Source organism: Sphingomonas sp. PEI4 (genome assembly GCF_056679955.1).
Window position 1 is genome coordinate 89831 of sequence record NZ_JBWXPI010000004.1, and the last position, 26771, is coordinate 116601.

The following is a 26771-nucleotide window of genomic DNA, read 5'->3' on the forward strand; positions in this document are numbered from 1 at the left end:
CAACAGCTGGAACTGGGAAGGCGAAGGCTGGCGGCGAATGGCGGAGATTGGGTCGGTTAGGTCATTGCGTTCGCCGGTGTCCACTGCGGCACCTGCTGATCCTGCCATAGTCTCAGGCGTCGCCAGTCCAGCGCATCGTAGACGGCTGTGGTGCCTACAGCATCGTTCAGTGGCAGTGCCGCAGCGGCCTCACGCAGAAAACGAGGTCGAAGCGCATCATCCTCCAGATACGCTACCTCCCACCAGCCGATGATGCGATTCCGCGCATTCGCCATCGCCGCAGCCGACGGTAGCCGGTCGCGCTTCTCGTGCTGGTTGACCCGGGCGTGCGCCGGCATCAGGTTCCAAAGATCACCGCATGGCCAGACCGACCATGGCAGGCAGTGGTCGATGTCAAAGCTGTTCGGCTTCAGCGGTCGTCCCGTCCAGACGCATTCGATCGGCTGCCCGCAAGCGAGAAGTCGCTGGGCGACGTCGCGGCCAAGAGCGGTGGTGCGAACCGGCTCTACCCAGGCCAGGGCGGCTTCTGCAGTACCGGGCGCGACCGCTAGACCCATACGGTCGGCATAGGCGCAGGTCAGGCGGGACCATTCGGCCACCAGCATGGGTTCGATCCAGGACCCGAACCGCGACATGGCCCGCCACAAGTGGCCCGGCACCTCGATTAGACCCCAGCCGCGCAGCGTCTCAAGGTCGAGCACGGTTGCGGATGCACCACCCCGCCGCCCGCGGCTGACGCCGAACACCTGGATGTCACTGTTGGGATAGCGGGTGAAGGTTGCCGGCATCTTGGCGATTGTGTGAGCAGCCCGGGACAACGCGGAAGCGATGGCGTGGGCCTGCTCGCCGGCGAAGACCGCACCGACCCGTAGCTCGACCGGTGCCGTGCCGAGCGCGAGCAGTGATTCAAACCCGTCCTTGGCGAAGCCCAGTCGATCGATGCCGACATTACCCGGCATTTGCGGGAGCCTCGCCCGAACCAGGGGCAGGTACATTCTCAGCCAGTTCAGTGCGACCAAGCCCAGCGGCACCTCGACTGCATCGCGGCCATCGGGCGCCGGCGTAGCTGCAGCAGGCGCATACTCGGCGATCCGTGCCACGGCTCGGAGCAGTGCCAGCTTATAGGTGGATGACTTCTCGTCGGACAGGACGATGCCGCGCACCAGCGGGAGCGCGCCGGTGCCGTCATCGGGCATGCGGAGCGCTATGACGTCCCAGGTCACACCGGCGCGTCCGCCCTGATCGCTGGAGGGCACAACCCGTAGCACCTCCAGCCCGTGCGCCCGGGCCAGCCCCTCAATCTCGGTGGTCGAGGTCGGGTGCATCTGCATGGCGGGCGGAGCGGGACCGTTGCGCAGCGTCATCACCAGCACGCCGCCGGGCTTCATCAGCGTGGCGAGTTTGCGGAAGGCGCGGGGCCGATCGGCAGGCGTGATGTGCTGCCAGACGGCTGACAGCAGCACGAGATCGTAGGCCAGCCCAAGCCCATGGACATGGTCGAGCGAGGGCAGGGCATCGCTCACCCACCGGACGCCGTGGCTTCTATGCTTCTCAGCTGCGATCCGGCGCATACCTGCAGCAGGCTCGGCCGCCACTACCTCGTAGCCAAGTGAGGTCAGCCAGGCCGCGTCACGTCCTGTGCCGGCACCGACGTCGAGCGCCAGCTTGCTGTCGCTGCCGTCCGGGATGACCGGCAACACCTCCCCCAGCATACGCTCAGACGATATCGCCTCGTAGCGCTCGGCTAGCATGTCGGCTTGACCGTCATAGGCAGCAACGACGTCTAGGTAGCTGTTCAAGCGTCAAGGCCTGCGAAACGGGCACGGTGCCGGGCGACATAGTCGGTGCGCGGGTGGAGCCTTGGATCGACGGGCAGGTGAACGCGCTCGCCCGGTTGCGGGAACAGCCGGATGAGCTCGGACGGCACCTTGTTGTGCGACACCAGCAGCCGGCACTCATCGTCGAGGCTGATGAGGTGACGATCGAACAACCAGTGCGCGGTCGCGGACAGAGCAATGCCGTTCTGCACGACGTCCGGGCCGCCATCTGCGACGCTCCAGATGTGCGCGGCCTGAGCTTCGGCCTTGCCGCCACCATTGACCATACGCAGCCCCGTCACCGCGCAACGGTTGTCATATGCGTCGAGCACGTGGCCGCGGAAGGCGGCGCTGCGCACCTTGCGGTTGACCAGTAGCTGCGCCACGCGCCGCTCGTCTGGCGGTGAGGCCAGTAACGCGGCCGTGGCGGCGTCGATGTGGCGGGGATCGAGTTCGAGCCGGATCGCGTGTTCAGGTGATAGCGTGTCGACCAAGCCGACGTTCACGATGGCGGCAAAGTCAGCATCATCAATTGCGCGAACCGATCTACCGCGTAGCGTCCGACCAGCGATGGCGGGATTATCGAGCTCGCGCAGCATACGCTCGAGAAAGCGGCCGTCCGGATCGCGATACGGCACGGGACGATCGAACTCGATAAAGTCGCTGATGCGGGCGTAGAAGAGCGTGCGGTAGGCGGGATCGGGGTCGATGCTGTGCACTAGGCCGGCCGCCACATAGGCCTTGCGCCCACCCGCCGAGCCGGTTTCGCGGTAGATGATCCAATCGCCGACGCAACCCTCGGCCGCGCGCAGGTAGATGCGTGGGAAATGGTACCGCTCGGCGATCAGGTCGTCGTAGCGCGATGCACCGCTGATTTCGAACACACCCTTCATGCCGAGATCCTGACGCCGATCCCGGGCTTGAGCAACCTTGCTGACAGCCCGCAACGGTCAGCGACCGCGAAGCACGATATTGCTGAAGGAACGGCCGCTCTCGGGGAATGCAAATGCTGCCTCGAACGTCCAGGTCTGGGTCGTGCTCGCTCGTTGGCGCGCGCATGTCGCCACGGCGCAGCTTGACTTCCTCCACTCGCCGCGCCAGACCAAAGCCACAGGAGTGGAAGTTCGGTAGATTCGGATTGCGATTCGGGTCGTCTGTGGATGTCCTGTGGAGCGTCGCAGCTGGGAAACCGGCGGGTAGGGCGTCTGCGCGGGGAGACCATCATGCGGACTCAGATCGGAAGCTCATCTTAGTCCTTCGAGAAGGACTTCACTGCTTTATAGCAGCCTATCGCACGGCGTAGCGTTGAGGTGCTTCGTGCCGCCTCCGTCGGTTTTGCCGGTGAGCACGTCTTTCAGGACGTAGCCGATCCCATCCCCGTCTTTGTTCATGACGTCAAAGTGCAGGCCCGGGTCGGCCTTAGCACCAAACGTGTGGTGGGCGTTAAAGAGGTGCAAGGCGTCGTCGCGGCTGGCCTTCCCGACCGTTTGGATCGACGCATGAAGCCGATCGGCTTGAAACGCGGTGTTCTGATCCAGCATGTAGGCACCCCAGAGCTTGCGCTTTTCCGGATTTCGGAAGTCTGACCTGTAGAGGTTGGCGTGGTGCGCCCTCAGAATGTTTTCGAAATTAGCGGGATTGGCCTGAATGTTGCGGGCAATCGAGTGTCCACCCATCCGCTGGAAGTTGCGATCCGGCATTAGAGCCGCGTGGAGCGACTTCGGCCTGTTGGATGAAGCGAGGAGAACGGCCTCCACGGTCGGCTCAAAGCCATCCAAGGCGGCGCGCAATTGATCGTCAGGCGGTAGCACAGGGCCGGGCAGCCGGAGAATCAGCGTCGCGCGTCCGAGCGCCTCTAGCGCGTCCGCTTCGATCTGTTCGGCGCAAACGGTCACGACCATCTGAGGACGGGCCCGCGCGCAAGCGGTTGGTCCCGCAGGATGCGGCTCGCATGCTTTGCCGCGTGGTCCTTCGCCGGCCGGCTGACGCGCGCAGCGCTGATCCAGCCTGCGGCAAAAATTAGTCGCGCCGTCTCGGCCGAAAATCAAGTCGTTCGCGTCGCGTACCACGCCGCGGAGGTGGCCCTGCCGTAAACCCTGCTTTACCGGATAGGGGCGTGCAATGACGCGGACGCCGCCTTCCTCGAAGCTCTCCTGGAGCGTCGATGCCCGGCGCTCGACGTCCCTATCGTCGAAGCCGGCGAGAAGGTAGAGTCGCCTCAGCATGATCGATGGTCTGCCGGGTGCGTGCGGTCAATCGCGGTCACGCAGGTACGTCAGTACGCTGACTGGGATTACCCAGCTTGCAGCGATGGATTGGGGGAGCAAGTCGACGACGTCCAGCAGCTGGTCGAGCCGCGTGCGCTTGCGAACCGACGCCTTCTGCTCGAGCAATAAAACTGAGAGCGGCACGCCTGCTTGGGCCGCCCATTCCACGATATGTGCCTGTAGCTTGTCCCCGTCTATCGGCGCGTGTGCTGGCAGCCCGAGGACGAACCGAGGCTCAATCTCGCGCCAGTCACCGCCGGGCGGCGGGTCTGCTGCATCCGTGAAGCCGATCTTGTCGAGGTTCAGGAACCGTCGCCTGCCCTCGAGGGGGCGGATGAACGCGGCCCATACTGCACGATTGAAGCGGAGTGGCGCAACCGCCGAAGACGTATGCTGCTGTTCGCCCGGCGGTGGCGCCACTGCGGGGCTAACGAAGTGAATGCCGCCTGCCTCCTCCTGAAGCGAAAGCAGGTCGCGACAGTGGGTTTCAACAAACGGAGCGAGCTTGCGGCGGCTACGCGGTAGCGACACCAGCCCCCTATCCGCTAAGCGGTTAACGTGCTCCTCGAAGGGTGCACCGACCGATTTTCTGAATTCCCCCCCAATAAAGGTAAGCCGAACGGGCGAGCCCGAGCGCGCCTGTGAGGCGGCGCCAACCGCGCCGGCGAGGTAAGTCCTGATGCTTTCGATGGACGTCAGGGTGTCCGCCAACTCTGGGCCGGTGCTCATCGCTCCATCATAGAGCGTTGGACCAAAACTTTATAGCCTAAACGACATTTCGCGTGCGAACGCGCCCAGCAGTTTGCGGCGGACGCCCGCTGATGCGCGGGGTTATGATACGCTGCTGCGCGGGAAGCCTGATCGATCGAGCATTGAGAGGTGGTGCAAGGGGCGCCTGAACGAACGGTCGCTTTCAGTAAACGGAACTGCGGCGCTGAGTGTCCACAAGTGGGTCAGTTACAAGAATCCCTCGCCCGCATGCTCGCGGAACCGCTCATGATCCCGCACATATTCCGCTACCATCTCTAAAGATGAATGCCGGCTATGCTCCTTCATTTTGAACAAATTGGCGTTCTGGCGACCGGCCTCGGTAAGGAACCCGGCGCGGAGAGAGTGGCCTGAGAACAACTCCGGCGAGTAGCCCGCGGCGATCGCAGCCGCCTTTACTACCAATGCCACGCCTTGGGCGCTCATTGGCTTGTCGGTAAGCCGGCCCTGTGGCGTCAGTTTGCGGAATACCGGCCCGCTGGTGACGCCTGCCTGCTCGAGCCAGGCGCGGTAATGCCTCACTGGTTCAAGCCTGCGGCCGTCTGGGATCGCGACGGTGTGACCCTTGCCCTCCTGGTCAGTCTTCGATGCCGCGATGCGCACTAGCAGCCCGCGGCTATCCTCGCTCACACGCGCAACGGTTATAGCCACGAGCTCGGAACGGCGGAACGCTCCGGCCATCCCGATCGCAAGTAGCGCGCGGTCGCGGTAGCTACGCAGATCCTCACCCGTGATTGCGCGTACCATGTCGCGAAGAACGTCGCCGTCGGCAGGACGCTTCTTCCCGGGAAGTTCGCCGCGCTTGTCCTTACGAATGCCCCGCATCGCGCGCTCAAGGCGAGCCGCGTCTGGCTGCGAGGTGGGCGGCTCGACGTCGGCGGCCCGGTGCGCAAATACGATGGCAGCAAGCCGCCGGCCGATTGTCGCGCGGCCGAGCGGCACCGGTTCCTTGCGCTGCAGCACTGTGCCGCGCTTGGTCCGGCGAGGTTCTTGGGGACTGAACCCGCTCTCAGCGAGCAGCGTCAGGAACGCGGCGACCGTCGCCGGTGTCGCGGGCAACGGGCGATAGCCGCTCTCCTGGCACCAGGCGCAAAATAGCCGCCAGTCCGATTTGTAGGCGCGCAGTGTCGCGTCGGCCGACGCGCGGCGAACATATTCGTCGACGCGCTCGCGATCCTCTGGTGCGAGCTGCGGAAGATAGGGTTCAAGCGACTGAACCCGATCGACGACGACCAACGCATCAGCCACGATGCTATCCAAGTCTGCGCGATCGACGCGCGCCGCATCAATATGATCCTCATCGGCCAAACCGACCTCCTACGCTGCGCACTGACGGATCGGCACCGGCGCGGGGGCGACGGCGCATATTCTCCAAAAGCGCTAACCGACCAGCCAATTTGACGCCAGCATGTAATTCGCGGGAATCAGCGTTATCGCTATTTACACGGCGTGGTATGGGACGGGCGGAGTGAAAAACGGAGAATGAGTTTTGCGACACGGTTCGGCGCAAGAGCTGACGCGTTTCTTTGTCGATCTGCATCGATCGTATAGGTCCAAGAACATCCTCAAACGTGCGGAGACGGTCTACAATGGGAAGTGTCGATCTAATTGAGATGCGAACGAAGATCCGCTCGATGACGTTTGAACGTGGCACCCCGGATCAAATCACACTTTGGCGCGACGATCTGGCCGAAGCGCGCGCGAACCTCGTCATCGAGGGGCTTGCACCGACACTAGATGATGATGAGATGTTCGCAATGATGCTTGAAGAGGGCGTTCCACCACGATTGATGCCAACCCTTATACTTCAAATTTACCGGCAGGACGGTCGCGGATGAACTCTTGCGTTATCGGACGCAAGAATGAAGTCAGCTTTGGCAAAAACTTCTAGGCGTCTACAACGGGCGACTGGGTTGCATTTATTTCACGCCCATTCCTATCCAACTCGCCTGCGATCGCTGTCAGAGTGCTGCTTCTGCCCGTGACTGCCATTTGGCACCTTTTGGCGGTTACGTTCAAGGCCGGTTGATCGCGCCGGTCGATAAGTCCGTCGTGTCGCGCACTGCTCGATCAAGAAGCCAAGATCGTGCGCGTAAAGGTTAGAGAGGCGCTGACACGTGCTCGTCCTGGTGGCGCGATATAGCCTTATTTGCGATGCTGATCAGTCTCGAATGGTCGTCGAAAGCACGAACTCGCGGCCTTTCGGCTGACCATTCTTGAGTGGAATCTCGCGTATGAGCTTCCCGATTCGTGCTTTAGACGACCGATCACCACCGCAGGCCGTCGGCACAACGTTGCCGCTCGCGCGGATGTCCGACGTCGCGCGACGATTATTGAGGGATCGCTATAGCCCACACGATAGCTCAGATCTGCTAAAACCTTCCGGGGAAGCGGACAGGCCCACTAACCCGCCGCGGGTAAGGTGTGTCTAGATGCTGTAGGAAAAAAGCGAGTCTGCCGCGCCGGTGCCGGTAAATTGAAATCCGGGTAGAGGAGGTGTGCCACGTGGCACACCTATCTTCCGCAGGAGCGACGAGGATATTCGAGCTATGGCAAGGGCGCAGCTTACCGCAACCAGTACTTCGGTTCGCGACCCGAAAACGGGTCGTTTTCAAATGGTTCGCGGCGTTGGTGCGCTCAGCGGCCGCCTTACGATGGAAAAGGGCGTAGATCTTACCAAACCGATCGCGTCCCAGGTGTTGAAGTGCGGCAGATCCCGCAAGAATGCTGCTCCGAACCTGTAGAGACGCCTCGTCGACAATAATTAACACGCTTGCCGGCCGGTCGATAATGTCGAACGAATGCGCGGTCGGAATAATCAATTAGCAGGCGGGGCCTGCCCTTTGGTCTGCGCTTTACGCTGCTCTGTGCCGGCGCCCCGGACCTCCAATAGGCTGCCGCCTTCGCGGGTGACAATCGCTAGGCCGACGCTGGTTGCCCTGGCCGGGCGGGCGTAAGGCACGGCTTGGCATTATAAGAACAGGTCATTGACCCTCCGGTCCGGCCTGTAATGCCTCAAGGATAGGGCAGCCCAAACCGTCCCCGCCGTGCTCACACCGCGCAGAGATCGCGACCAACGTCTTCTCCAATCGCGCCAAGTCGCGCAGCTTGGCGCGCACGTCGGCTAGGTGACGCTGAGTGAGCGCATGAGCTTCGCCGCAGGCCTCGGATCCAGATCCGCCTAGACTCAGAAGCCCTCGCAGCTCGTCGATCGAGAAGCCGAGTTGACGACCGCGTAGGATAAACGCGAGTTGCGCCTCGTCGTCGGCCGAATAGAGGCGGTGTCCTGACTCTGTTCGATCCGGCGCGTTGAGCAGGCCGATTTTCTCGTAATGACGCACGGTCTCGATGTTGCATCTGAACCGCCGGGCAACGTCGCCGCGCTTCCTGGACCGTCCTCCAAACGCCATCGAAATACCTCTTGAACCTGTAGTTACTACAGACCCTATAATCTTTTCATACGAGAATCGGAACCTAGAATGGATCGACCATCAGCACCCGGCAGCCTCGGTGATCGCCGTGCCGGCTGGCTTGCCGCAGGCGGCATCGCGGGCGCGCTGCTTGCGTCGTCCTGCTGCGTGCTGCCTCTCATTCTCGTCTTGGTCGGCGTCAGCGGTGCGTGGATCGGCAATCTTGCTGTACTCAAGCCCTACACCCCGCTGTTCGCGGTCGTGACGTTGGGGCTGATCGCAGCAGGTCTGTGGCACGCCTATCATGGGCAGCCAACCAGATGCGCTGAAGGGGCCTGCGCCAGCACCCGTCGCCGGACGTTCACCCGGACAGTGCTCTGGCTTGGTGCCGTGCTGGTCATTCTCGCGCTTACCACCCGGTGGTGGGCACCCATTTTCTACTAGGAATTCCGATGAATCGACATCTTGTTCTCACACTCGCTGCGTTCTGCCTGCCCACAGCGGCCGTCGCCGCCCCTGAACGCAGCGCCACGTTTGCGGTCAGCAATCTCACATGCCCGACCTGCCCGATCGCGGTGAAGGCGGCGATGGGACGCGTGCCCGGCGTCAGCCATGTTACCGTGGACTTTTCGAGCAAGATCGCGACAGTAAATTACGACCCGGCGCGCGCGACGCCGGCTGGGATCGCGGCGGCCGCGACCAAGGTCGGCTATCCCGCACGGATTGCGACCCGATGAGCCGGGGGGCTTACGCGACGGCGATCGAACCAAAATCGACGATTACCTGTCCGGAGTGCGGACACGTTGAACCTGAGACGATGCCGACCAATGCGTGCCAATTTTTCTACGACTGCAAGGGTTGTGCCGCGGTGCTCCGGCCGAACGCTGGCGATTGCTGCGTCTACTGTTCGTTCGCCGACGTCCCATGCCCGCCCATTCAGGAAGCGCGGCTGACCGGGGGCGCGGCGAGTTGCTGCGGCTAGAGTTGCCGAAAAGAAATCAACAAGCACCAGGAAATGAGTTGCCGCTGAGTGGCACTGCTTGAGATCAGACAAACCAAGGGCCGCCCGTTTTGGGCGGCCCCGGCCTGTTAGTACCCTCTCGGGAAACGGATACGCCCGATAAGCGACCGCAGGCTCAATCCATATATAGGGCAGCGGAGGAGAACAACCGCGATACCTGCCTTGCGGCCCAACGGTCCGGCGAAACTGATCGCCAGGGCCTTTGTGCTTCTCTTAGGTCTCGCGAACTTGGCGGATCAATTTGATCGCCGGTGTCAACCCACCGCCTTGAAAGCACCATCGACCAAGCTGCCTCGCTCGACCTTACCGTTGAGCTTGCGGATCATCACGTCGGGATTGTCGCTGTCGAGCGAATAGAGGGGCACGTCCTTCTTGGCGTAAAGTCGGACACCGGCTTTTGCCAAACGTCCCGTTACCCACTCGAGCGCTTGGGTGCTGACCTTCACGTTGTGCTGGACCACCGCCTTGGAAGGCGCGGGTGCAGTCACCGTCACGCTTCCGAAGCGGGTCTTGCGCCTTCTTACCTTGCGCTTGCCGAGCTTAATGATCGCATCGGTCGCCATATCCTACCCTCCTGCGGCTAGGTTAAATCATCATCTCAGAATAACGCCTGTCTCTCTCCGCTACAGCAGGTCGCTTGATCGACGTCGATATCAAAGCACTTTCCACGATCGCCTCCGAAAGGCACCCAGCAGACGTTGCAGGTGTGCCACGTGGCACACTCTTCTCTTCGATCACGCCTGTCTGGCGATATGGCGAGCGTTCATCAATGCGACCAAATGGCCGATCAGCAGCCCATCTTCGGGCGCGATGTTCAAGGCGGTTCCGGCAACGTTGAGTTGCAGGAGCGCGGACATCCCCGGGGGAAGCTGAAAAACTGCCTCGCTGACCGGCTTTCAAATCTTATTTGAACCCTGATGCACCGACGCCTATATCGGACGCAACATGGCCGTCCCCTCTGTTGCCGCTGGCATCAAGGGGCGGCCTTCTTCGTATCTGGGCCGGATGCTTGCGCCCTATACGATGCCCTCTCCTTAGTTTTGCCGATCAGATCGCGCTTCTCAAACCGACGGCTTGGTCGTGCCGATATGGATGGCAGTCGAGGCATGGAATTTCGAAACCTTGTCCTGGTTGCTCGAGATGGCGCATCCCAACGATCGTGCGCCACCGGCAAGCGCTACGCCTTCTTCCCAACACGCTGGTGAGCTGGATCAAGACGCTCGCGTTCGTGCGCAACGCCAGCGCGCATCATGCCCGTCTCTGGAACGCAGGCATCATCAATTAGCCGTTGGTGCGCAAGCCGTTCGAGTGTTGTTGCCCCCTAAAGGCCTGACGGGGCCTCGCGGGTTTGTGCGATGTACTCGCGGGGTGAACGATAGCCCAAGGCGCGATGCGGATGCACCTCATTGTAATGCGCCAGCCATCCTGGGAGCTGCTCGATGACTGTCTGAGCGTCCGGCCTGGGGTTCACGCGGACATAGTCGCGCTTGAGGGTTCGGACGAACGCCTCGGCCATGCCGTTCGACTGCGGGCTGCTGACCGGAGTGGTGCGCGGCAGCAGGCCGATGTCGCGGGCGAAGGTGCGGGTGTCGCGGGCGGTGTAGCAGCTGCCGTTGTCGGTCAGCCACTCGATGGGTTTGGGCAGGCGGTTCACGGGTCCGTAGCGGTGCTCGACGGTGGCGACCATCAGGTCCTGCACGTCCTCGGCGGTGATGCCGCCCGTCGTTGCCACATGCCCCATCGCTTCCCGGTCGCAGCAGTCGAGCGCGAAGGCGACGCGGACCTTCTCGCCATTGTCGCATGCGATCTCCAGCCCGTCAGAGCACCAACGCGTGTTGCGCTGGTCGACGGCGATGCGGCCGTCGTGACGCCGTTCCTCGCGATGTTCGCCATCTCGCCGGAGCAGCAGCCCATGCACCTTCATGACGCGGTAGACGCGCTTTGGATTGGGGCTTTCGCGCCCGGTCTTTTCGGCCTGCCGGCGCAGCAGGGCATGCACGCGACGATAGCCGTAGGTCGGCAGATCGGCGACGAGCAACCGGATGTTGGCGACCAGTTCCGCGTCCGGCAGCGGCGGCCGTCCACGCGGTCGCGGAGGCGGTCTGTTGCGCATCGCGGACAGATGCTGGCGGGTAATGCCGAGCGCGTCGGCTACCTCGGTCACAGACCATCTCCCGGCAACGAGGTCGAGCGCAGCAGCAGTTTTTTTGGGCCTGCGGCCCGGGACACGGCCTCGCGGAGCAGTTCGTTCTCCATGGCCTTCTTGCCCAGCAGCCGCTGCAGTTCGCGCACTTGCGCCTCCAGCGCCCGGTACTCTGACGCCGGCACCACTTCCTCGCCGGCTGCCGCGGCGGTCAACGCTCCCTGGTTCATCAGCCTGCGCCACGTGAAGACCTGGCTGCCGCTGATGCCGTGCTGGCGGGCAACGAGCGACACGCTCATCCCCGGCAGATACGTCTCCTCGACGATCCGGACCTTCTCCTCCGGTGTCCACCGCCTCCGGCGCTGCACACCGGAAAGGACCTCGCCGTCATTGTAACGCCTGGTCGTACCGTCAGTCATATGCCTCACTCTTATCCAAGAGCGAGATCCTGTCAGGTCAATTAGGGGGCCACCTCATCGAGGCACCGCAGCTCGTGCTAATTGATGGCGATCTGGAGCGGCGCACGCGTGTTTATCGTGCCGCGGCCGTGGCCAGCTGCTTCGTCAGGCGGATCAATCCCGGGACATTCTGCCGTCCCGCATGAAAGGCGCACTGGGAAGCGTTCCCTACAGTACCGTTCGCGAGACCCTTCCAAAGCGGTTTCTTGGCCGGCTGGATCGCAGAAGCGATCTGGGCCCGATCCAAGGGGTTTGCGGCACGACTCTGCCGGAGCCGGCTTTATCGGCACATTTCTGCCAACCGAGCCACCGTGCCGGCGTCTCAGCCCTGACGGGTTACGATCCTCCCGTGAGGTGTGCCACGTGGCACACCTATGGCCCCGCGCCCATGCGCGGCACTGAGCCCGTCAACCGCCGCAGCCCTCCCCCGGAGGCCCGCCAGCGCAGGGACCACCAAGTGGCTGCTCGCCGAGCGTCGTCAGCATTCACGTCGACTAGCGCTAAAATCTGTCAGGCTATCCTTGGCGGGCGGTCGCAATGCTCGACAGATCCGTCGCCGTGTCGATCGGCACGCCAGCTTCCTTCCGTTCCGAGTAGCGATCGACGAGCTGGACCGCATGAGGGCGCAGCAGCACCGTGAACCGCACCAGTTCCTCCATTACGTCGACAATCCGGTCATAGTAGCTGCACGGCTTCATACGCCCGGCATCGTCGAACTCGTTGAACGCCTTGGCGACGCTCGACTGGTTCGGGATCGTGACCATGCGCATCCAGCGGCCCAGCACCCGCAGCGTGTTGACGCTGTTGAACGACTGCGACCCCGCCGACACCTGCATGACCGCCAGCGTGCGCCCCTGGGTTGGGCGCATCCCGCCCATCGACAGCGGCAGATGATCGATTTGCAGCTTCATGATGCCGGTAATCTGGCCGTGCCGTTCGGGGCTGCACCACACCTGACCTTCCGACCACAGCTACAGTTCACGCAGCTCGTGGACGGCCGGATGGTCGTCGCCGGTGACCTGATCGGGCAACGGCAACGCCGAGGGATCGTAAATGCGCGTTTCGCATCCGAAGAATTGCAGCAGTCGAGACGCTTCCTCGACACACAGCCGCGAGAATGACCGCTCGCGCAAGGAACCGTAGAGCAGAAGGATTCGTGGCGGTGGATCACTAGCGCCGAAGCCAAGAGCAGGCCGTTCGATCGCGTAGCGCCGATCAAGCGCGGGCAGATGGTCGGGGTCGGAGGGTGTTCGTACAGGCATCAGGCGGTTCGTGGTCCCAAAAGGATGATGCAGGTGCCGATCAGACAGAGAGCCGCTCCGCCGACATCCCAGCGATCGGGCCGCACGCCCTCGACGGTCCAGAGCCAGGCAAGCGATGCGCAGATGTAAATGCCGCCGTAAGCGGCATACGCCCGTCCCGCGGCATTGCTGTCCACGCGGGTCAGGAGCCATGCGAACAGGATCAGTGAGACGACGCCGGGAGCAAGCCACAAGGGTGACTTTCCCATGCGAAGCCATGCCCAGAAGGCAAAGCATCCGGCGATCTCGGCAAGCGCCGCGCCGATGTAGATCAGGGCTGTCATCCGATCGTGATCCTCAATGCCAAGGCGGCAAGCGTGACCAGCAACACCGGCACGGTGAGCGTCACGCCAACACGGAAGTAATAGCCCCATCCGATCCGCACACCTTTCTGGCCGAGGACGTGAAGCCATAGCAGCGTCGCGAGAGAGCCGATCGGCGTCAGCTTGGGGCCGAGATCGCAGCCGATGATATTTGCATAGATCATCGCTTCCTTCACCGCGCCCGTGGCTTGGGTGGCGTCGATCGATAGCGCGCCCACCAGCACGGTCGGCATGTTGTTCATCACCGATGACAGGACGGCCGCGATCACGCCGGTGCCGAACGCCGCGCCCCACACGCCGCTTTGAGCGGTGCGATCGAGCAGGACGGCCAGATGGTCGGTCAGGCCCGCGTTCCGCAGGCCGTAAACGACTAGGTACATGCCGAGAGAGAAGATCACGACCTGCCACGGCGCGCCGCGCAGCACCTTGCCGGTTGGGATCACATGGCCCCGCCCCGCGATCACCAGCAGGAGGATCGCGCCGGCAGCGGCGACGGCGCTGACCGGCACGCCGAGGGGTTCGAGCAGGAAGAACCCTGCGAGCAACAACGCCAACACGATCCATCCGGCGCGGAAGGTCGCGACGTCGCGGATCGCTTCGCGGGGCGCACGCAGCGCGCCCACGTCATAGTCTTCCGGTAAGTCGCGCCGGAAGAACAGCAGCAGCGCGCCGAGCGTGGCGACGATCGATACCAGGTCAACCGGCACCATTACGGACGCATATGTGCCGAACCCGATCTTGAAGAAGTCGGCCGACACGATGTTGACGAGATTCGACACGACCAGCGGCAGGCTGGCCGTGTCGGCGATGAACCCGGCCGCCATGACGAACGCGAGCGTCGCCTTGTCCTTGAAGCCTAGTGCCCGCAGCATGGCGATGACGATCGGCGTCAGGATCAGCGCGGCGCCGTCATTGGCGAACAACGCGGACACCGCCGCGCCGAGCAGAACGATCAGTACGAACAGCCGGCGACCATGCCCCCGGCCCCAGCGCGCGACGTGGAGCGCCGCCCATTCGAAGAATCCGGCTTCATCAAGCAGCAGGCTGACGATGATGATAGCGACGAACGTCGCGGTCGCGTTCCAGACGATTCCCCACACCACCGGCACGTCGGAGAGCGAGACGACCCCGACGAGCAGCGCGATCGCTGCGCCCCCCAACGCGCTCCACCCGATTCCGAGGCCCTTGGGCTGCCAGATGACGAACGTGATCGTTGCAACGAAGATGGCGAGGGCGAGCAACATCAGGCGATGCGCTGACCCGAGGCGTCCACGACCTGTTCGCCGTCTTCCTTGGCAAACGCACCCTGTTGCGGCTCGGGCAGTAGATCGAGGACCGCTTCGGAAGGTCGGCACAGCTTCACGCCGAGCGGCGAGACGACCAGCGGCCGGTTGATAAAGACCGGATGCGCCGTCATTGCGTCCACCAGAGCGTCGTCAGACAATGACGTGTCGCCCAGGCCCATCTCCGCATAGGGCGTGCCCCTTTCACGCAGCAGATCGCGGGGCGTCATACCGGCACGATCGATCAGCTCGACCAGCAGTGCACGCGAGGGCGGCGTCTTCAGATATTCGACCACATGCGGCTCGATGCCCGCATTGCGGATCATCGCCAGCGTGTTGCGCGACGTGCCGCACTCGGGGTTGTGATAGATCACGATATCGAAGGCCGTGCTCTCGGTGGTCATTTCGCGTCCTTTCAGCAGCAGGGGGTGAGTTCGGCTAGGAGCGGCGCGCACAGTTCAGGCGAACCGGCGCAGCAATCCTTGACGAGGAACAGCGTCAGCGCGCGCAGCCCGTCCAGATCGGCCCGGTAGATGATCGAGCGGCTATGCCGTTCGGAATGGACTAGACCGGCACGCGCGAGAATACCAAGGTGCGCTGACATAGTGTTTTGCGGGACGTTGAGCTGACGAGCTATATCACCCGCAGCCAAGCCATCAGGTTCATGGCGCACCAGCACCCGGAAGGTATCAAGGCGGGTGCCCTGCGCGAGCGCGCCCAAGGCGGAGATTGCTAATGAGTTTTCCACATATCCAGCATAACGGATGCGTGAGTTTTGGCTAAGAGTTTCCTGCGGCCTATGGGTACGACCCCTACGATCACGTCATGAGCAGCAAGGCCTATCCTGCATTCCGGATTTTGCGATATTCCGCCTTCTTCCTGATGGCGCTGATGTTGCTTGTCCGGCTCGGGCCGCTCTGTGAGACGATGGCGATGGCGATGGCGATGGCGATGGCGATGGCGATGGCGATGGCGATGGCGGCGACACCCGCTGCATCCGCGATGATCGATTGTGCCAGTGAATCTAAACAAAACCCGGCCAAGAAAATCCCACCGTCCGCCTGTGCCATGCCTTGCGCGGCGGTTGCTGGCGAAAGCGTCGAGCCAATCAAATCGATATTGTTCGGCAGGCTGGCCCCATATTCCCGGGAGCAAGCTACCCTTTTCGGCCAAACCAGCGCACCGCGACACCCCCTCCGCAAATCGTGTGAACCCGATCAATTTCACATGCTAATTTCCGGAGAATACCAATGACCAAGTTCAAGTTCATCAGCGCCGCTTTCGCCCTCACGCTCGCGACCGGCGCTTTCGCGGCCGTGGCGAACTGTTGCACCGACATGGCGTGCTGCAAGGATGGCGCTGACTGCTGCGATCATGGGGACAAGGCCAAGGGCGGCGACCATGCCGGCCACGCCATGCCGAACATGAAGTAACAAGTTAGCGGGGGGCGGTTGTCCGCCCTCCGCCATTCAATCCTTGCCAGTGGTGCGAGGGGCAGGCCGCTGCATTCGCGGCCCCCGTTTTACCCCCTCGCGCCACGGGCGCATCGTCGAGGGCAGTGAAAGGCACAGCGTTGCCGCTCTCCCGCGGATCGCATCCTGCGTCCGCCCCATGTCGCGCGCTATCTGGCCGACCGTCTGGCGTGCGTCGATCCGCTTGCGCAGTTCGACGTCTGTCTCGTCCGACCAACGCTGGCCATAGTTATGGGTCAACATCCGGGAGTCCATGGCGGGTAAGGCTGATAATCTTTCTTAAATCGATTTTCGCTCAGCGGGTATGGCCATCGCGCTTGCGAAGGTCATTATGCAAAGTTGTCGCGGCAATAGCTGCATGGCCCATGGCGACGCTTATCTGATCCAGCGACATGACGATGTCACCAGCAGCATAAACGCCCGAAATGCTGGTGCGCTGTTTGGTATCGACCACGATGCAGCGATCGTCGCTCAGCTCGGCACCGAGCTGCTGCGCAAGGGCGTTACTGCTGTCCGAACCGAGCGCTGGGTAGATCGTGTCAAACTGCAATTCTGTCTCATCGGCCAGACGCAGCGTGACGTGTTCTTCAGAGAATTCGATTTGGTCGAGCGCACTTGGCGCGACAGCGATACCTGCCTCCTCCAGCGCCCCGCGGTCGCAAGCCTCAAGTTCGAAATCCTCGTGCGCCACTAGCGTTATTCGGTCGGAGAACGTACGGAGAAACAGCGCCTCGGCGACGCCATGCGTGTCCGCGCCGATGACGCCGATAGCCTGGCCAGTCGCTTCATAACCGTCGCAGATCGGGCAGTAGCGCAGCAGGCCGCGATCCAGCGCGTCGCGATGGACCGCAGCGTCGATCGAGGGGCGTCGGTTCTCGACTCCCGTTGCGATCAGGATCGATCGCGCGAACAGGGTTATCCCAGCCCCGTGAGCGTCGAAGTCATCGGCGTTTTGTGCCACCGTGTCGATGCGACCGGTCACGATCGTAGCACCGTAGCGTTCGGCCTGTTCGCGCATCCGGTGTAAAAGGTCTTCACCCGCAATCCCGTTCGGAAAACCGGCGTGGTTGTGCGAACGCGGTATCCATTTCGCCCGGCTGTTTCCCTCATCGACCACGATAACGCGCCGATGATAGCGTGTGAGGTAGATCGCGGCGGTCAATCCTGCTGGCCCCCCGCCGATGATGAGCGCATCGCATCGATATTCCGTCACGCCACCCGGCCCATCGGAGCCCGAGTGGGCAATGGGGCACAGGGGTAGCGCAGCGTCATCGGAATGACTGCGAGCCATCATCAGGAGCCCTTTCCGGCAGCTCGACGCTCGGCAAGCCAGGCCCGCATCGTCGTGATCTCGGCCTGTTGTGTTCGGATCACCTCCTCCGCCATTTCCCGAATTTTCGGATCGGTGCCGTTGGCGATCTCGGCACGCGCCATCTCCACTGCACCTTCGTGATGCGGGATCATGCCGCGCAGGAAGTCGGTGTCCGGATCGCCGGTCGATGGCATGACCATGCTTGTCTTATCGTGCGCAGGGTTCGCCCCGTGGATCGCGTCCTTGGCATGCTGCACGTTCGATCCATGGATCGCATCGGTCGGACCGGATTCATTCGACGTGAATTGGTACGAAGGCTTCTCGGCCGAACACGCGGACAGGGCCGCAGCCACGCCCAAAATAAGCCAGCGTGCATTGATTATCGACATTTCATTCCCCTTGCTGGATCGATTGCGGCGCACGTCGGCGCCGTTTGAGGTCAGGCTCGTCACATCGCGATTTCCTCAATGAGGAGGAGCGAGAGGAAGCCGACGAAGAACATTGCGCTGATGAGCGGCGTGTCTGGCTTCTCGTGTGCTTCGGCCAACAGCTCTTCAGTGACGAGAAACAGGAGCGCCATGAGGCCGGAGCACAGGAAGCCCGCGACTACCGGAGGCGACAGGCCAGCGACAGGGATCGCCAGCAATGCGCCGATCGGCAGCAGCAGCGCGAGCGCCGTCACGGTGAGGATGATCTTGAGTTTCGAGGTAATGGATTCGGCGAGTTCCGTTGTCAGCGTTACACCTAGGAACAGCACCTCCAGCGTGAGCGCGACGGTGAGCAGGACGCCCGCCTTGGCACCGGCGACGAACGCAAGGCCCAGCACCAGCCCGTCGACGACGATGTCGATCCCGACCGCCGATATCAGCGTGACCGGTCCCGCAGCGCGGGCTTCGTACGCCTTGAGCCCCAGCATGACCGCGACCCCCGCTGAGCCGCCGATGAAGGTTGCCAGCGGTGAGCCAGCATGCAGCACTTGGGGCAGGATTTCGGTTGCCGCAGCGGCGAACACGACACCGGCAGCGAGGTGCTGCATCGCGGATATAAAGGCGTCGCCGGGCCGACGCCATATCGCAAAGATGCCGCCTAGGATCACGGCAAGCACCGGAATGATCGTATAGGTCAGCGCCAGCATGATTTTCCCCTGAACGACAGATGCTCGTTGATGCCTTGCTTGCCGATCCGCTCGAGATGGAGCCGATCTTGGCCGATCATGACCGTCAGCCGTCCATCGGCAGTCCGGACCTGCGCGCGTGGCACAGTCAGTTGCTCACGATCTTCCCGCGTCGCACCGATGAGGTCGACGACGAAGGTATTGGCACTCAGACCGGTCACGATCGACGTTCTATCTTCACAGGTGAAGACATGCATTCGCATCTCGGAACCGGACGACAACGTGTTGTGTCCATCAGAGTCGTCGTCCTGCCGGACGGGCGAGCAAGCGCCCGCCAGCACGGCGATCAAAGCCATGCCCGCGCGCGTACGCCACATGCCCTTCGGCATGGCCGCATGCACTGTCGCGCGAAGGTGCGTCATCCAAGAGGCATGCTCATGATGTCCCTGTAGGCCGACAGGAGCTTGTTCCTGACCTGAAGCGTCGCCTCGAAGGACACCGAAGCGCGGTTCTGCATCAGCGCCACGGTGGCAATATCGGTGGTCTCGCCGCGCTCGTAGCGTTCGGTGGCGACGTCCTCGGCTTCCTGTGCCGCGTTCACCTTGCCGACGATGCTCTTCAAGGTGTCCCCAAATGTCGCCGGCGCTTCGGTCCGCGGCATGGTCGAAGCCGCCCCAGGCGTCGCGTCTGGCGGCGTCAGGCGGTTGAGCGTCTGACTGCGCGCGAGGATCTGCGCACGGACGGCAAGGACGCCGGATACGGTGGGATCGGACATCACGAACACTCCTTTTTAACCTGCGGAGACCGTATCCGATGGATACGGTCTCCAGAGCATCAGGCGGTTCGCGCCACAACGAACCGATCGCGGTAGGCGAGCAGGCGCAACGCATTCACGACCACGAGCAGTGTCGACCCTTCGTGCATGGCCACGGCCGCCCCGATTCCGAGACCGAAGATCGTCGCAGGGACCAGGATCGCCACCACGCCCAAGCTTACGAAGACGTTCTGCCGGATGATCGATCGGGTCTTCCGCGACAGGCCGACCGCGAACGGCAGATGGGCCAGATCGTCCGCCATCAGCGCGACGTCGGCTGTCTCCAGCGCGACGTCTGACCCCGCCGCGCCCATCGCGATCCCGACGGTCGCATTCGCCATCGCAGGAGCGTCGTTCACCCCGTCGCCGACCATCGCGACCTTGCCGTCGCCCCGCAGCTTCTTGATCGCCTCGACCTTGTCTTCCGGCATCAGGTCGCCCCACGCCTCGTCGATGCCGACCTCGCGGGCGATTGCATCCGCAACCGTCTGGTTGTCGCCAGAGATCATGATCATGCGCGTGATGCCGAGCGAGCGCAGCGTCGCCAGTGTCGCCTTGGCGGCAGCCCGCGGCGTGTCCATCAGCCCGATGACACCCAGGTCGACCTCGCCGCGTCGCACGACCATCGTCGTCCGCCCGCCTGCGCGGAGGCGTTCGACTGCGGCTACCGTTTCATCGGTCAATGCGGCGATGCCGTCCTTACCGAACATCTCGGCCTTGCCGATCGTAACCGGATCGCCCTCCAGCGTCGCTCGGACACCGCGGCCAGTCAGACTCTCGAGATCGCTCGCCTGCGGAAGTGCCACGTCGTTCAGGCGCGTCCTACCGTCCTTCACGATCGCCGCGGCGAGAGGGTGATCGCTCAGGGCCTCCACGGCGACGGCCGTCGTGAGCAGCCGGTCCTCGGCGATGCCCGTCATCGCGACGACATCGGTGATCTTGGGCTGGCCTTCTGTTAGCGTGCCGGTCTTGTCGAAGGCGATGGCGGTCAACGAACCGAGGTTCTCCAGCGGCCCACCGCCCTTTACCAGCACACCCCCGCGCGCGGCGCGGGCTACACCCGACAGCACGGCGCTCGGCGTCGCGATCGCCAGCGCGCACGGGCTGGCGGCGACGAGGACCGCCATCGAGCGGTAGAAGCTGTCGCGGAAGGGTTCGTCGACGACGACCCAGGCGAACAGCAGCAGGACGGCGAGGCCAAGCACCACGGGCACGAACACCCGTTCGAACCGATCGGTCATGCGCTGCGTCGGCGACTTCTGCGTTTCAGCCTCGCTGACCATTTTCACGACCTTGGCGAGCGCGCTGTCAGTCGACAGTCGCGTGACCTCGATCTCGATCGCGCCGCTGCCGTTGATCGTGCCGGCGAACACGCGGCTGGCGGCGTCGACGCGGTCGGGATTGGCCCGCGCCTGGTCCGTATCGGTGACTGCGGTCTTGTCGACCGGGATACTTTCGCCCGTCACTGGCGCTTGGTTGATGCTGCTCGAACCCAGCGTCACGAAGCCGTCGGCGGGTAACCGTGCATCGGGTTTGACTACGACGATGTCGCCGACTACCAGCGTGTCAACGGATATCTCGCTGATCTTGCCTTCGCGGCGGACAAGGGCGGTTTTCGGTGCCAGCTCGGCCAAGGCCTCGATCGCCCGCTTGGCGCGACCCATCGCATAATGTTCGAGCGCGTGGCCGAAGCTGAACAGGAACAGCAGCAACGCGCCTTCCGCCCAAGCGCCCAGCGCGGCCGCACCCGCTGCGGCGACCAACATCAGCGTGTCGATCTCGAACCGGCGCATTCGCAGATTGTCGATCGCTTCGCGGACGGTGAAGAATCCACCTAGAACGTAGGCGATCAGGTAGCAGGCTAGCGGCAGCCACGATGGCGCCTCGGCGACCAGCTTCTCGATCGCGAAGCCAATGCCGAGGACGGCACCGCAGCCCAATGCGAAGAACAGCTCGGTATTCGGCCCCAGGATGCCGCCATGATTGTGATTATGCCCCTCCTTGCCATGGTCGTGCTCGCCGGGGGCATGGTCATGGCCGGCGTGATCGTCGCTAACGGCCTGCGGGACGGCTATGTCGCGTTCGAGGACGGCGCCGCGGATCATGGTTTCGTTGGTGCGTTCTCGGTCGAACTCGACCCGCACTCTGCCACTCGCAGCTACCTCAGCCTCCAGAACGCCGGACAGGGCCTTCAATCGATCGCCAAGGGTACGCGCGCGCCGTTGATGCATGGCCCCGATGTCGAACATCGCGTGACCGTAGCGCACACCGATTTGCGCGCCCGCGCCGGTCGCGACCTCGCGAATACGCGATAGCGTAAGCTGGTCTGGATCATAATGGATGCACAATTGGGCGGGCGTCTCGCCAATGGCGGGAACGACGTGCGCTTCACTGACGCCCTCGCGGTCCGTCAGCCGCTGGACCAGCCGCGCGACGCAGGCGTCCGCGGCATCCGGCACGTCGGGCAGGACGACGGCGAGGTCGATCTTGGTCTTCTCAGCCATTCTGATTGTCCTTGGTTTTGCGCGCGTCCTGTTTCGCGTCGCGCAGGATCTTGATGCCGCCCCACAATTGGATGGCGGCCGTCGCCAGCCCAACCACGAGGTCCGGCCAGTTCATGCCCAGCCACATGACGAGGACGCCGGCGATCACGATGCCGCCGTTCGAGATGAAGTCGTTAAGGCTGAAGGTCGTCGCCGCGCGCAGGTTGACGTCCTTGTTCTCCAGCTTCTGCAGGAGGCGCAGGCATAGATAATTGATGATGCCCGCCACGATCGACATCCCGATCATGGTCGGGCCGATCGGGTCGCTGCCCTGCGCAAAGCGGCGCGCGACATCGATGAGGACGGCGACTGCGAACAGGAGCAGCATGATGCCGGACACCCCGGCCGCAAGCTGCTTCCAGCGTGCACCGCGCGTCAGCGCGACGAGGCTAAGCCCGTAGACCGCGGCATCGGAGCCGTTGTCGAGACCATTGGCGATCAGCGCGCTGGAATCGCCAATCAGTCCCGTGGCGACGAACGCCAAGGCGAGTCCGGCATTGAGGATCAGGACGATCCAGAGCGTACGTCGCTGGCGATCCGTTGTGCTGGCACTCAGAGTGGGATCGCTCATAACCGGGTTGCCTTCTGGCAAAGTACCGGGCGTTTGCCAGGTGCCTCGATCTTGATCTGGTTGCCGGAGAAGGTCGCGGTCTCCGCATCGCCGACATATTGGAGGCCTTGCAGCGGTGCGGTCAGAACGGCCGCAGGTGCTTTCGCATCGCGTCGTAACTCGACCGTGAGCCCCTGATCCTTGAAGTCGACCAGGAGCGTCTTGTTATCGTCGCATCGATAGGGGTGACGCCCAGGTGCCCTGCTGGCCACGGCGCTGTCCGCGGCGTGGATCTCCTGTTCGGTCGGGGGGCCCTTCTGCGGCTGCTCGGAACAGCCGGCCAATATCAGTACGGCGCCCAGGCCCAAGCCAACATGATACATCGTCATCGCTGCCTCCGTTGATTTCGCGCGCCGATGCGCGCAGTTCCAGTCCGGCTGTTCGGAACCGGGACCGCCGACAGGCGGCGAAGCTGGCGATCCAGGCACCTGTCCGACTGCACGAGGCTCGTCTGGAGCCTGCGGCGCATCAGGGCCCAGAGCGGACGACCGAAGATGCCTGAGAAGCGCAGACTATGGCGCAGGCGGGTTCCGGCGGGATCGCTTTCCAGCGCATAGGCTTCCTCGAACATCAGGAACCTGGCCACGCCGGCCGTCCACGCGAACGCTAGCGGTTTGTCGGCGCGGATGATGTCCGCCTTGGCCGTCATGGACTTGTCGAGCCCGCCAATGCGGAACGTGTAATCGGCATCGCCACCGCAGACCGCAGCGCCGGAAAGCTGGATAAACGGCTTCCATTGCGTGTGACCGGCAAAGTCGGTGAGGACGGTCCAGACGCGTAGCGGTGAAGCATTGAGCGTCGTCACATTGTCGATCGTCATCATGGGCGAACCTCCTTCCATGGAGTGAAGCCTGAGGGAGGGCGCAGGCGCCCTCCCTCACGGTCATGCATGCTGCGGCAGCGCCGTGGCGGTTTCCGCCGTGTCCGCGTCGTCGACCTTCACCGCTCGCTGGCCGAACCGTGCGTACAGCGTCGGCAGCACGAACAGCGTCAGTAGCGTCGCCGAGATCAGCCCGCCGATGACGACGGTTGCGAGCGGCTTCTGAACTTCCGCGCCTGCCCCGCTGGCGAACGCCATCGGCACGAAGCCGAGACTTGCGACGAGCGCGGTCATGACGACGGGGCGTAACCGCTGAAGAGCGCCCGTATGCGCCGCTTCGGCCCGGTCCATGCCGGAGCGGATCAGGTCCTGTACCGAGCTGACCATGACGAGGCCGTTGAGGACCGCGATGCCCGACAGTGCAATGAACCCCACCGCGGCCGAGATCGAGAAGTCCATGCCGCGTGCGAACAGCAGCAACACGCCGCCCACCAGCGCGAATGGTACGCCGGTGAAGACGATCGCGGCATCGCGGACCGACCCCAACGCCCCGTAGAGCAGCAACAGGATCAGCACAAAGCAGGCCGGCACCACGAGCTGAAGCCGCTTACTCGCGGATTCCAGATTCTCGAACTGCCCGCCCCATTCCAGGTAGCTGCCCGGCGGCAGGCGCACCCCGCTGGCAACCGCGGCTTGCGCGTCCGCCACAACGCTGCCGACGTCGCGCCCACGGACGTTCGCCTGAACGACGACACGGCGTTTGCCGTTCTCGCGGCTGATCTGGTTCGGCCCGTCGACGACGCCGATGTCGGCGACGCTGGACAGCGGCACATAGCCACCGCCAGCGACCGGCACCTGCACCTGTTCGAGCAGTCCGAGATCTGCACGTTCTGCGTCCGACAGGCGGATGACGACCGGGAAGCGCCGGTCGCCTTCGAAGATCATGCCCGCCGTTCGCCCGCCGAGAGTGGCGGTGATGGTGTCCTGCACGTCCTGCGCGGTGACGCCGACCCGCGCCATCGCGTCGCGGTTCACCCGGATGTCGAGCATCGGAAGCCCCGTCGTCTGTTCCACCTTCACGTCGGCTGCGCCCTGCGTCTTGCGCAGAATGCCGGCGATTTGTTCGGCGGTGCGGTTCATACTGGCGAAGTCGTCGCCAAACACCTTGATCGCGAGATCGCCGCGAACGCCGGCGATCAGCTCGTTGAACCGCATCTGGATCGGCTGCGTAATTTCATATGCGTTGCCTGGAAATTGCGCGAGCCTGGTTTCCAATCGTTCGACGAGTGCGGCCTTTTCCAGCTTGGGATCGGGCCATTCGGCATGCGGCTTCAGGATGACGAACATGTCGGTCGCGTTCGGCGGCATCGGGTCCGAGGCCAGTTCGGCCGTGCCCGTCTTCGAGAAGACGAACCGCACCTCGGGCTGTTTTGAGACCATCCGCTCGATCGGCACCTGCATCGCCTGGCTCTGCTGGACCGACGTCGCCGGGATACGTAGCGACTGGATGAGCAGGTCGCCTTCGTCGAGCTGGGGGAGGAACACCTGCCCCAGCGTCGTGAAGGCGAATGCCGCCAGCACGAGGCTGACTACGCTGGCGCCGATGGTGATCGACGGCCGCTTCATCGCCTTTTCCAGGCCCGGTTCGTAGCGCTGCTTCAGCCACGAAATGATCCGACCGTCCTCCTCATTCACCTTCCGCGACAGCCAGATGGCAATCGCCGCAGGTACGAAGGTCAGCGACAGCACGAAGGCGAAGAGCAGCGCGATGATGACGGTGAGCGCCATCGGCACGAACGTCTTGCCCTCGACCCCGGTGAGCGTCAGCAGCGGTACGTAGACGAGGATGATGATCGCCTGTCCGTACACGGACGGACGGATCATCTCACGCGCCGCGGTCGCAACGGCCTCCAGCCGCTCCTTGACGCTCAGCAGCCGGCCTTCGTGATGCTGTTTCTCGGCAAGGCGCCTGAGCGCATTCTCGACGATGATGACCGCGCCGTCGACGATGAGTCCGAAGTCGAGCGCGCCCAGAGACATGAGGTTGGCCGACACGCCGAGCCGGAGCATTCCGAACCCGGTCAGCATCATCGTGACCGGAATGACCGCCGCAGCGATCAGCGCGGCGCGGAAGTTGCCGAGCAGCAGGAACAGCACGACGATGACGAGCAATGCGCCCTCGGACAGGTTTTTCGCGACCGTCTTGATCGTCGAATTGACCAGCGCGGTACGATCCATCACCGGCTGCACCACCACGTCGGGCGGCAGCGATGCGTTGATGGTTTTCAACCGGTCGGCGACCGCCGTTGCCACGTTGCGACTGTTTTGGCCGATCCGCATAACTGCGGTGCCGACCACGACTTCGGTGCCGTTCTCCGAGGCCGAACCCATCCGGATCGCCTGTCCCGTGCGGACGGTCGCAACCTGATCGAGCGTAATGGGGATACCGTCGCGGGTTGCGACGACGGTGCGCGCTAGTTGGTTCGCGTTGCGAACCAGCGCGTCCGAGCGGACCGCCAAGCCTTCACCATTGCGGTTGACGAAGCCCCCGCCGACGCTGGTGTTGTTCTTCTCGAGCGCGGTGCCAAGATCAGTCAGCGTAATCTTGAGCGACGCCAGCTTCTGGACGTCGGGAACGACCAGAAACTGCTTGGCGTAGCCGCCGATCGAATCGATGCCGGCTACCCCGGTGACGTTCTTCAGCAGCGGTGTGACGATCCAGTCCTGCGCCGTACGTAGATAGGTCGCCTTGTCCTCGGGCGTCGTCAGCCGCTCGCCTTCCGGCGTGATATAGCTGCCGTCGGGTTGCTGCCCCGGCTCGCCGGCACGGTGCTTGTCGTCCTTCCGGTGCTCGAGCCGGACGGTCCACATGAAGACCTCACCGAGCCCCGTCGCGATCGGCCCCATTTCGGGGTTCACGCCGGCCGGCAGGTTCTCCGAGACGCCCTGCAATCGCTCGCCGACCTGTTGGCGGGCAAAGTAGATGTCGGTGGAGTCGTCGAAGACCGCGGTGATCTGGGCGAAGCCATTACGGCTGAGCGAGCGGGTATTGTCGAGGCCGGGAATGCCGGCAAGCGCGGTTTCGATCGGGAACGACACCTGCTTCTCCACCAGCTCGGGCGAGAGGGCGGGCGCGCGGACGTTGATCTGCACCTGGTTATTCGTGATGTCCGGTACTGCGTCGATCGGCAGCCGGGAGAGCGAAAAGGCGCCGATGACGGCGACGATGGCGGTGAGGAGCAGGACGAGCCAGCGCTTCTCGACCGCCCAGTTTACGATGCGGGCGATCATGACA

31 protein-coding genes and 1 pseudogene are annotated in these 26771 nt (G+C 63.4%); 7 read left to right on the plus strand and 25 right to left on the minus strand.

The window, feature by feature from the left end; translation table 11 throughout:
- Window positions 1–56: 56 nt before the first annotated feature.
- From AC1MLZ_RS22750 to AC1MLZ_RS22770, 5 genes are all read right to left on the minus strand, one after another.
- Window positions 57–1799 carry a class I SAM-dependent methyltransferase gene (locus AC1MLZ_RS22750; protein ID WP_480962185.1) on the minus strand — a complete coding sequence of 581 codons (1743 nt, stop codon included), beginning with the start codon at window positions 1797–1799 and terminating at the stop codon, window positions 57–59.
- On the minus strand, window positions 1796–2710 hold the full coding sequence (locus AC1MLZ_RS22755; protein WP_480962186.1) for an HNH endonuclease: 915 nt from the start codon (window positions 2708–2710) through the stop codon (window positions 1796–1798). Before AC1MLZ_RS22755 ends, AC1MLZ_RS22750 begins: the two co-directional genes overlap by 4 nt.
- A gap of 384 nt (window positions 2711–3094) precedes the next feature.
- Entirely contained in the window at window positions 3095–4042 is a 948-nt protein-coding gene (locus AC1MLZ_RS22760) for a hypothetical protein (protein WP_480962187.1), read from the minus strand.
- A gap of 27 nt (window positions 4043–4069) precedes the next feature.
- Window positions 4070–4813, minus strand: a complete 744-nt coding sequence (locus AC1MLZ_RS22765) for a hypothetical protein (RefSeq protein ID WP_480962188.1) — start codon at window positions 4811–4813, stop codon at window positions 4070–4072.
- 228 nt (window positions 4814–5041) lie between these two features.
- The gene (locus AC1MLZ_RS22770) at window positions 5042–6100 is read right to left on the minus strand and encodes a site-specific integrase (protein WP_480962189.1); all 1059 of its coding nucleotides are present in this window, start codon (window positions 6098–6100) and stop codon (window positions 5042–5044) included.
- 386 nt (window positions 6101–6486) lie between these two features.
- Here AC1MLZ_RS22770 and AC1MLZ_RS22775 point away from each other — a divergent pair, with 386 nt between their 5' ends.
- Window positions 6487–6690, plus strand: a complete 204-nt coding sequence (locus AC1MLZ_RS22775; protein ID WP_480962190.1) for a hypothetical protein — start codon at window positions 6487–6489, stop codon at window positions 6688–6690.
- Window positions 6691–7836: 1146 nt separating this feature from the next.
- Here the strand turns inward: AC1MLZ_RS22775 and AC1MLZ_RS22780 are convergent.
- The gene (locus AC1MLZ_RS22780; RefSeq protein ID WP_480962191.1) at window positions 7837–8262 is read right to left on the minus strand and encodes a MerR family DNA-binding protein; all 426 of its coding nucleotides are present in this window, start codon (window positions 8260–8262) and stop codon (window positions 7837–7839) included.
- 69 nt (window positions 8263–8331) lie between these two features.
- On the opposite strand from AC1MLZ_RS22780, the gene AC1MLZ_RS22785 reads away from it, so the two are divergent.
- Genes AC1MLZ_RS22785 through AC1MLZ_RS22795 form a run of 3 tightly spaced genes read left to right on the plus strand, consistent with a single transcriptional unit; the run spans window position 8332 to window position 9244 of the window.
- Complete coding sequence (locus tag AC1MLZ_RS22785) at window positions 8332–8706, plus strand: mercuric transporter MerT family protein (RefSeq protein ID WP_480962192.1); 375 nt, start codon at window positions 8332–8334, stop codon at window positions 8704–8706.
- An 8-nt stretch (window positions 8707–8714) separates the two neighbouring features.
- Window positions 8715–8999, plus strand: coding sequence for a heavy-metal-associated domain-containing protein (locus AC1MLZ_RS22790; protein WP_037527247.1), 285 nt, complete (start codon window positions 8715–8717; stop codon window positions 8997–8999).
- Window positions 8996–9244, plus strand: coding sequence for a GDCCVxC domain-containing (seleno)protein (locus AC1MLZ_RS22795; RefSeq protein WP_480962193.1), 249 nt, complete (start codon window positions 8996–8998; stop codon window positions 9242–9244). Before AC1MLZ_RS22790 ends, AC1MLZ_RS22795 begins: the two co-directional genes overlap by 4 nt.
- 293 nt (window positions 9245–9537) lie before the next feature.
- On the opposite strand, the gene AC1MLZ_RS22800 is transcribed toward AC1MLZ_RS22795, so the two are convergent.
- Window positions 9538–9846, minus strand: a complete 309-nt coding sequence (locus tag AC1MLZ_RS22800; RefSeq protein WP_037527245.1) for a hypothetical protein — start codon at window positions 9844–9846, stop codon at window positions 9538–9540.
- A 171-nt stretch (window positions 9847–10017) separates the two neighbouring features.
- Window positions 10018–10140, minus strand: coding sequence for a hypothetical protein (locus tag AC1MLZ_RS22805; RefSeq protein ID WP_306286119.1), 123 nt, complete (start codon window positions 10138–10140; stop codon window positions 10018–10020).
- Window positions 10141–10442: 302 nt separating this feature from the next.
- Here AC1MLZ_RS22805 and AC1MLZ_RS22810 point away from each other — a divergent pair, with 302 nt between their 5' ends.
- Complete coding sequence (locus AC1MLZ_RS22810; RefSeq protein WP_198526911.1) at window positions 10443–10568, plus strand: Abi family protein; 126 nt, start codon at window positions 10443–10445, stop codon at window positions 10566–10568.
- Window positions 10569–10604: 36 nt separating this feature from the next.
- On the opposite strand, the gene AC1MLZ_RS22815 is transcribed toward AC1MLZ_RS22810, so the two are convergent.
- From AC1MLZ_RS22815 to AC1MLZ_RS22840, 6 genes and pseudogenes are all read right to left on the minus strand, one after another.
- Window positions 10605–11845 (minus strand): IS3 family transposase gene (locus AC1MLZ_RS22815; RefSeq protein ID WP_480962194.1). Its coding sequence is split into 2 segments (ribosomal slippage): window positions 10605–11498 and window positions 11501–11845, totalling 1239 coding nucleotides; the frame shifts between segments, so codons are not numbered across the junction.
- A 554-nt stretch (window positions 11846–12399) separates the two neighbouring features.
- Window positions 12400–13146, minus strand: a pseudogene (gene arsH / locus AC1MLZ_RS22820) (arsenical resistance protein ArsH).
- A complete protein-coding gene (locus AC1MLZ_RS22825; RefSeq protein ID WP_037527226.1) occupies window positions 13146–13469 on the minus strand; it encodes a YnfA family protein in 324 nt (107 codons plus the stop codon). The pseudogene arsH and the gene AC1MLZ_RS22825 overlap by 1 nt, the downstream one beginning before the upstream one ends.
- Window positions 13466–14752 carry an arsenic transporter gene (locus AC1MLZ_RS22830; protein WP_480962195.1) on the minus strand — a complete coding sequence of 429 codons (1287 nt, stop codon included), beginning with the start codon at window positions 14750–14752 and terminating at the stop codon, window positions 13466–13468. The genes AC1MLZ_RS22825 and AC1MLZ_RS22830 overlap by 4 nt, the downstream gene beginning before the upstream one ends.
- Window positions 14752–15195, minus strand: coding sequence for an arsenate reductase (glutaredoxin) (arsC, locus tag AC1MLZ_RS22835; protein WP_037527223.1), 444 nt, complete (start codon window positions 15193–15195; stop codon window positions 14752–14754). The genes AC1MLZ_RS22830 and arsC overlap by 1 nt, the downstream gene beginning before the upstream one ends.
- 11 nt (window positions 15196–15206) lie before the next feature.
- Window positions 15207–15539, minus strand: a complete 333-nt coding sequence (locus AC1MLZ_RS22840; protein ID WP_037527221.1) for an ArsR/SmtB family transcription factor — start codon at window positions 15537–15539, stop codon at window positions 15207–15209.
- A 77-nt stretch (window positions 15540–15616) separates the two neighbouring features.
- Here AC1MLZ_RS22840 and AC1MLZ_RS22845 point away from each other — a divergent pair, with 77 nt between their 5' ends.
- Together AC1MLZ_RS22845 and AC1MLZ_RS22850 are read left to right on the plus strand one after the other, a co-directional pair.
- Complete coding sequence (locus AC1MLZ_RS22845) at window positions 15617–16045, plus strand: hypothetical protein (protein ID WP_480962196.1); 429 nt, start codon at window positions 15617–15619, stop codon at window positions 16043–16045.
- On the plus strand, window positions 16042–16224 hold the full coding sequence (locus AC1MLZ_RS22850) for a hypothetical protein (RefSeq protein ID WP_037527217.1): 183 nt from the start codon (window positions 16042–16044) through the stop codon (window positions 16222–16224). The genes AC1MLZ_RS22845 and AC1MLZ_RS22850 overlap by 4 nt, the downstream gene beginning before the upstream one ends.
- 36 nt (window positions 16225–16260) lie before the next feature.
- Here AC1MLZ_RS22850 and AC1MLZ_RS22855 read toward each other — a convergent pair whose 3' ends face one another.
- The 11 genes from AC1MLZ_RS22855 to AC1MLZ_RS22905 form a co-directional block, all read right to left on the minus strand.
- Window positions 16261–16506 (minus strand): hypothetical protein, encoded by a 246-nt coding sequence (locus tag AC1MLZ_RS22855; RefSeq protein ID WP_128081997.1) that lies wholly within the window; start codon window positions 16504–16506, stop codon window positions 16261–16263.
- A gap of 52 nt (window positions 16507–16558) precedes the next feature.
- Entirely contained in the window at window positions 16559–17476 is a 918-nt protein-coding gene (locus AC1MLZ_RS22860; RefSeq protein WP_037527213.1) for an NAD(P)/FAD-dependent oxidoreductase, read from the minus strand.
- A gap of 80 nt (window positions 17477–17556) precedes the next feature.
- Window positions 17557–18027, minus strand: coding sequence for a CopM family metallochaperone (gene copM, locus AC1MLZ_RS22865; protein ID WP_052148877.1), 471 nt, complete (start codon window positions 18025–18027; stop codon window positions 17557–17559).
- Window positions 18024–18710: a ZIP family metal transporter gene (locus tag AC1MLZ_RS22870; RefSeq protein WP_037527212.1), complete on the minus strand. Its 687-nt coding sequence runs from the start codon at window positions 18708–18710 to the stop codon at window positions 18024–18026. The genes copM and AC1MLZ_RS22870 overlap by 4 nt, the downstream gene beginning before the upstream one ends.
- A complete protein-coding gene (locus AC1MLZ_RS22875; protein ID WP_480962197.1) occupies window positions 18698–19045 on the minus strand; it encodes a hypothetical protein in 348 nt (115 codons plus the stop codon). The genes AC1MLZ_RS22870 and AC1MLZ_RS22875 overlap by 13 nt, the downstream gene beginning before the upstream one ends.
- 62 nt (window positions 19046–19107) lie before the next feature.
- A complete protein-coding gene (fliE, locus tag AC1MLZ_RS22880) occupies window positions 19108–19464 on the minus strand; it encodes a flagellar hook-basal body complex protein FliE (protein WP_037527334.1) in 357 nt (118 codons plus the stop codon).
- 59 nt (window positions 19465–19523) lie between these two features.
- The gene (locus AC1MLZ_RS22885) at window positions 19524–22007 is read right to left on the minus strand and encodes a heavy metal translocating P-type ATPase (protein WP_037527207.1); all 2484 of its coding nucleotides are present in this window, start codon (window positions 22005–22007) and stop codon (window positions 19524–19526) included.
- Complete coding sequence (locus tag AC1MLZ_RS22890; protein ID WP_151989670.1) at window positions 22000–22617, minus strand: cation efflux transmembrane domain-containing protein; 618 nt, start codon at window positions 22615–22617, stop codon at window positions 22000–22002. Before AC1MLZ_RS22890 ends, AC1MLZ_RS22885 begins: the two co-directional genes overlap by 8 nt.
- On the minus strand, window positions 22614–22985 hold the full coding sequence (locus AC1MLZ_RS22895) for a hypothetical protein (RefSeq protein ID WP_084214887.1): 372 nt from the start codon (window positions 22983–22985) through the stop codon (window positions 22614–22616). The genes AC1MLZ_RS22890 and AC1MLZ_RS22895 overlap by 4 nt, the downstream gene beginning before the upstream one ends.
- Window positions 22982–23479, minus strand: a complete 498-nt coding sequence (locus AC1MLZ_RS22900; protein ID WP_052148875.1) for an SRPBCC domain-containing protein — start codon at window positions 23477–23479, stop codon at window positions 22982–22984. The genes AC1MLZ_RS22895 and AC1MLZ_RS22900 overlap by 4 nt, the downstream gene beginning before the upstream one ends.
- A 60-nt stretch (window positions 23480–23539) precedes the next feature.
- The gene (locus AC1MLZ_RS22905; RefSeq protein WP_151989672.1) at window positions 23540–26767 is read right to left on the minus strand and encodes an efflux RND transporter permease subunit; all 3228 of its coding nucleotides are present in this window, start codon (window positions 26765–26767) and stop codon (window positions 23540–23542) included.
- Between the last annotated feature and the right edge of the window lie 4 nt (window positions 26768–26771).

Coding starts and splice junctions, on each gene's coding strand:
- AC1MLZ_RS22755 (WP_480962186.1), bottom strand. CDS start 2,710: ATGAAGGGTGTGTTCGAAATCAGCGGTGCATCGCGCTACGACGACCTG.
- AC1MLZ_RS22760 (WP_480962187.1), bottom strand. CDS start 4,042: ATGCTGAGGCGACTCTACCTTCTCGCCGGCTTCGACGATAGGGACGTC.
- AC1MLZ_RS22765 (WP_480962188.1), bottom strand. CDS start 4,813: ATGAGCACCGGCCCAGAGTTGGCGGACACCCTGACGTCCATCGAAAGC.
- AC1MLZ_RS22775 (WP_480962190.1), top strand. CDS start 6,487: ATGACGTTTGAACGTGGCACCCCGGATCAAATCACACTTTGGCGCGAC.
- AC1MLZ_RS22780 (WP_480962191.1), bottom strand. CDS start 8,262: ATGGCGTTTGGAGGACGGTCCAGGAAGCGCGGCGACGTTGCCCGGCGG.
- AC1MLZ_RS22785 (WP_480962192.1), top strand. CDS start 8,332: ATGGATCGACCATCAGCACCCGGCAGCCTCGGTGATCGCCGTGCCGGC.
- AC1MLZ_RS22790 (WP_037527247.1), top strand. CDS start 8,715: ATGAATCGACATCTTGTTCTCACACTCGCTGCGTTCTGCCTGCCCACA.
- AC1MLZ_RS22795 (WP_480962193.1), top strand. CDS start 8,996: ATGAGCCGGGGGGCTTACGCGACGGCGATCGAACCAAAATCGACGATT.
- AC1MLZ_RS22800 (WP_037527245.1), bottom strand. CDS start 9,846: ATGGCGACCGATGCGATCATTAAGCTCGGCAAGCGCAAGGTAAGAAGG.
- AC1MLZ_RS22805 (WP_306286119.1), bottom strand. CDS start 10,140: ATGTCCGCGCTCCTGCAACTCAACGTTGCCGGAACCGCCTTGAACATC.
- AC1MLZ_RS22825 (WP_037527226.1), bottom strand. CDS start 13,469: ATGACAGCCCTGATCTACATCGGCGCGGCGCTTGCCGAGATCGCCGGA.
- AC1MLZ_RS22830 (WP_480962195.1), bottom strand. CDS start 14,752: ATGTTGCTCGCCCTCGCCATCTTCGTTGCAACGATCACGTTCGTCATC.
- arsC (WP_037527223.1), bottom strand. CDS start 15,195: ATGACCACCGAGAGCACGGCCTTCGATATCGTGATCTATCACAACCCC.
- AC1MLZ_RS22845 (WP_480962196.1), top strand. CDS start 15,617: ATGAGCAGCAAGGCCTATCCTGCATTCCGGATTTTGCGATATTCCGCC.
- AC1MLZ_RS22850 (WP_037527217.1), top strand. CDS start 16,042: ATGACCAAGTTCAAGTTCATCAGCGCCGCTTTCGCCCTCACGCTCGCG.
- AC1MLZ_RS22855 (WP_128081997.1), bottom strand. CDS start 16,506: ATGTTGACCCATAACTATGGCCAGCGTTGGTCGGACGAGACAGACGTC.
- AC1MLZ_RS22870 (WP_037527212.1), bottom strand. CDS start 18,710: ATGCTGGCGCTGACCTATACGATCATTCCGGTGCTTGCCGTGATCCTA.
- AC1MLZ_RS22875 (WP_480962197.1), bottom strand. CDS start 19,045: ATGGCTTTGATCGCCGTGCTGGCGGGCGCTTGCTCGCCCGTCCGGCAG.
- fliE (WP_037527334.1), bottom strand. CDS start 19,464: ATGTCCGATCCCACCGTATCCGGCGTCCTTGCCGTCCGTGCGCAGATC.
- AC1MLZ_RS22885 (WP_037527207.1), bottom strand. CDS start 22,007: ATGGCTGAGAAGACCAAGATCGACCTCGCCGTCGTCCTGCCCGACGTG.
- AC1MLZ_RS22890 (WP_151989670.1), bottom strand. CDS start 22,617: ATGAGCGATCCCACTCTGAGTGCCAGCACAACGGATCGCCAGCGACGT.
- AC1MLZ_RS22895 (WP_084214887.1), bottom strand. CDS start 22,985: ATGACGATGTATCATGTTGGCTTGGGCCTGGGCGCCGTACTGATATTG.
- AC1MLZ_RS22900 (WP_052148875.1), bottom strand. CDS start 23,479: ATGATGACGATCGACAATGTGACGACGCTCAATGCTTCACCGCTACGC.
- AC1MLZ_RS22905 (WP_151989672.1), bottom strand. CDS start 26,767: ATGATCGCCCGCATCGTAAACTGGGCGGTCGAGAAGCGCTGGCTCGTC.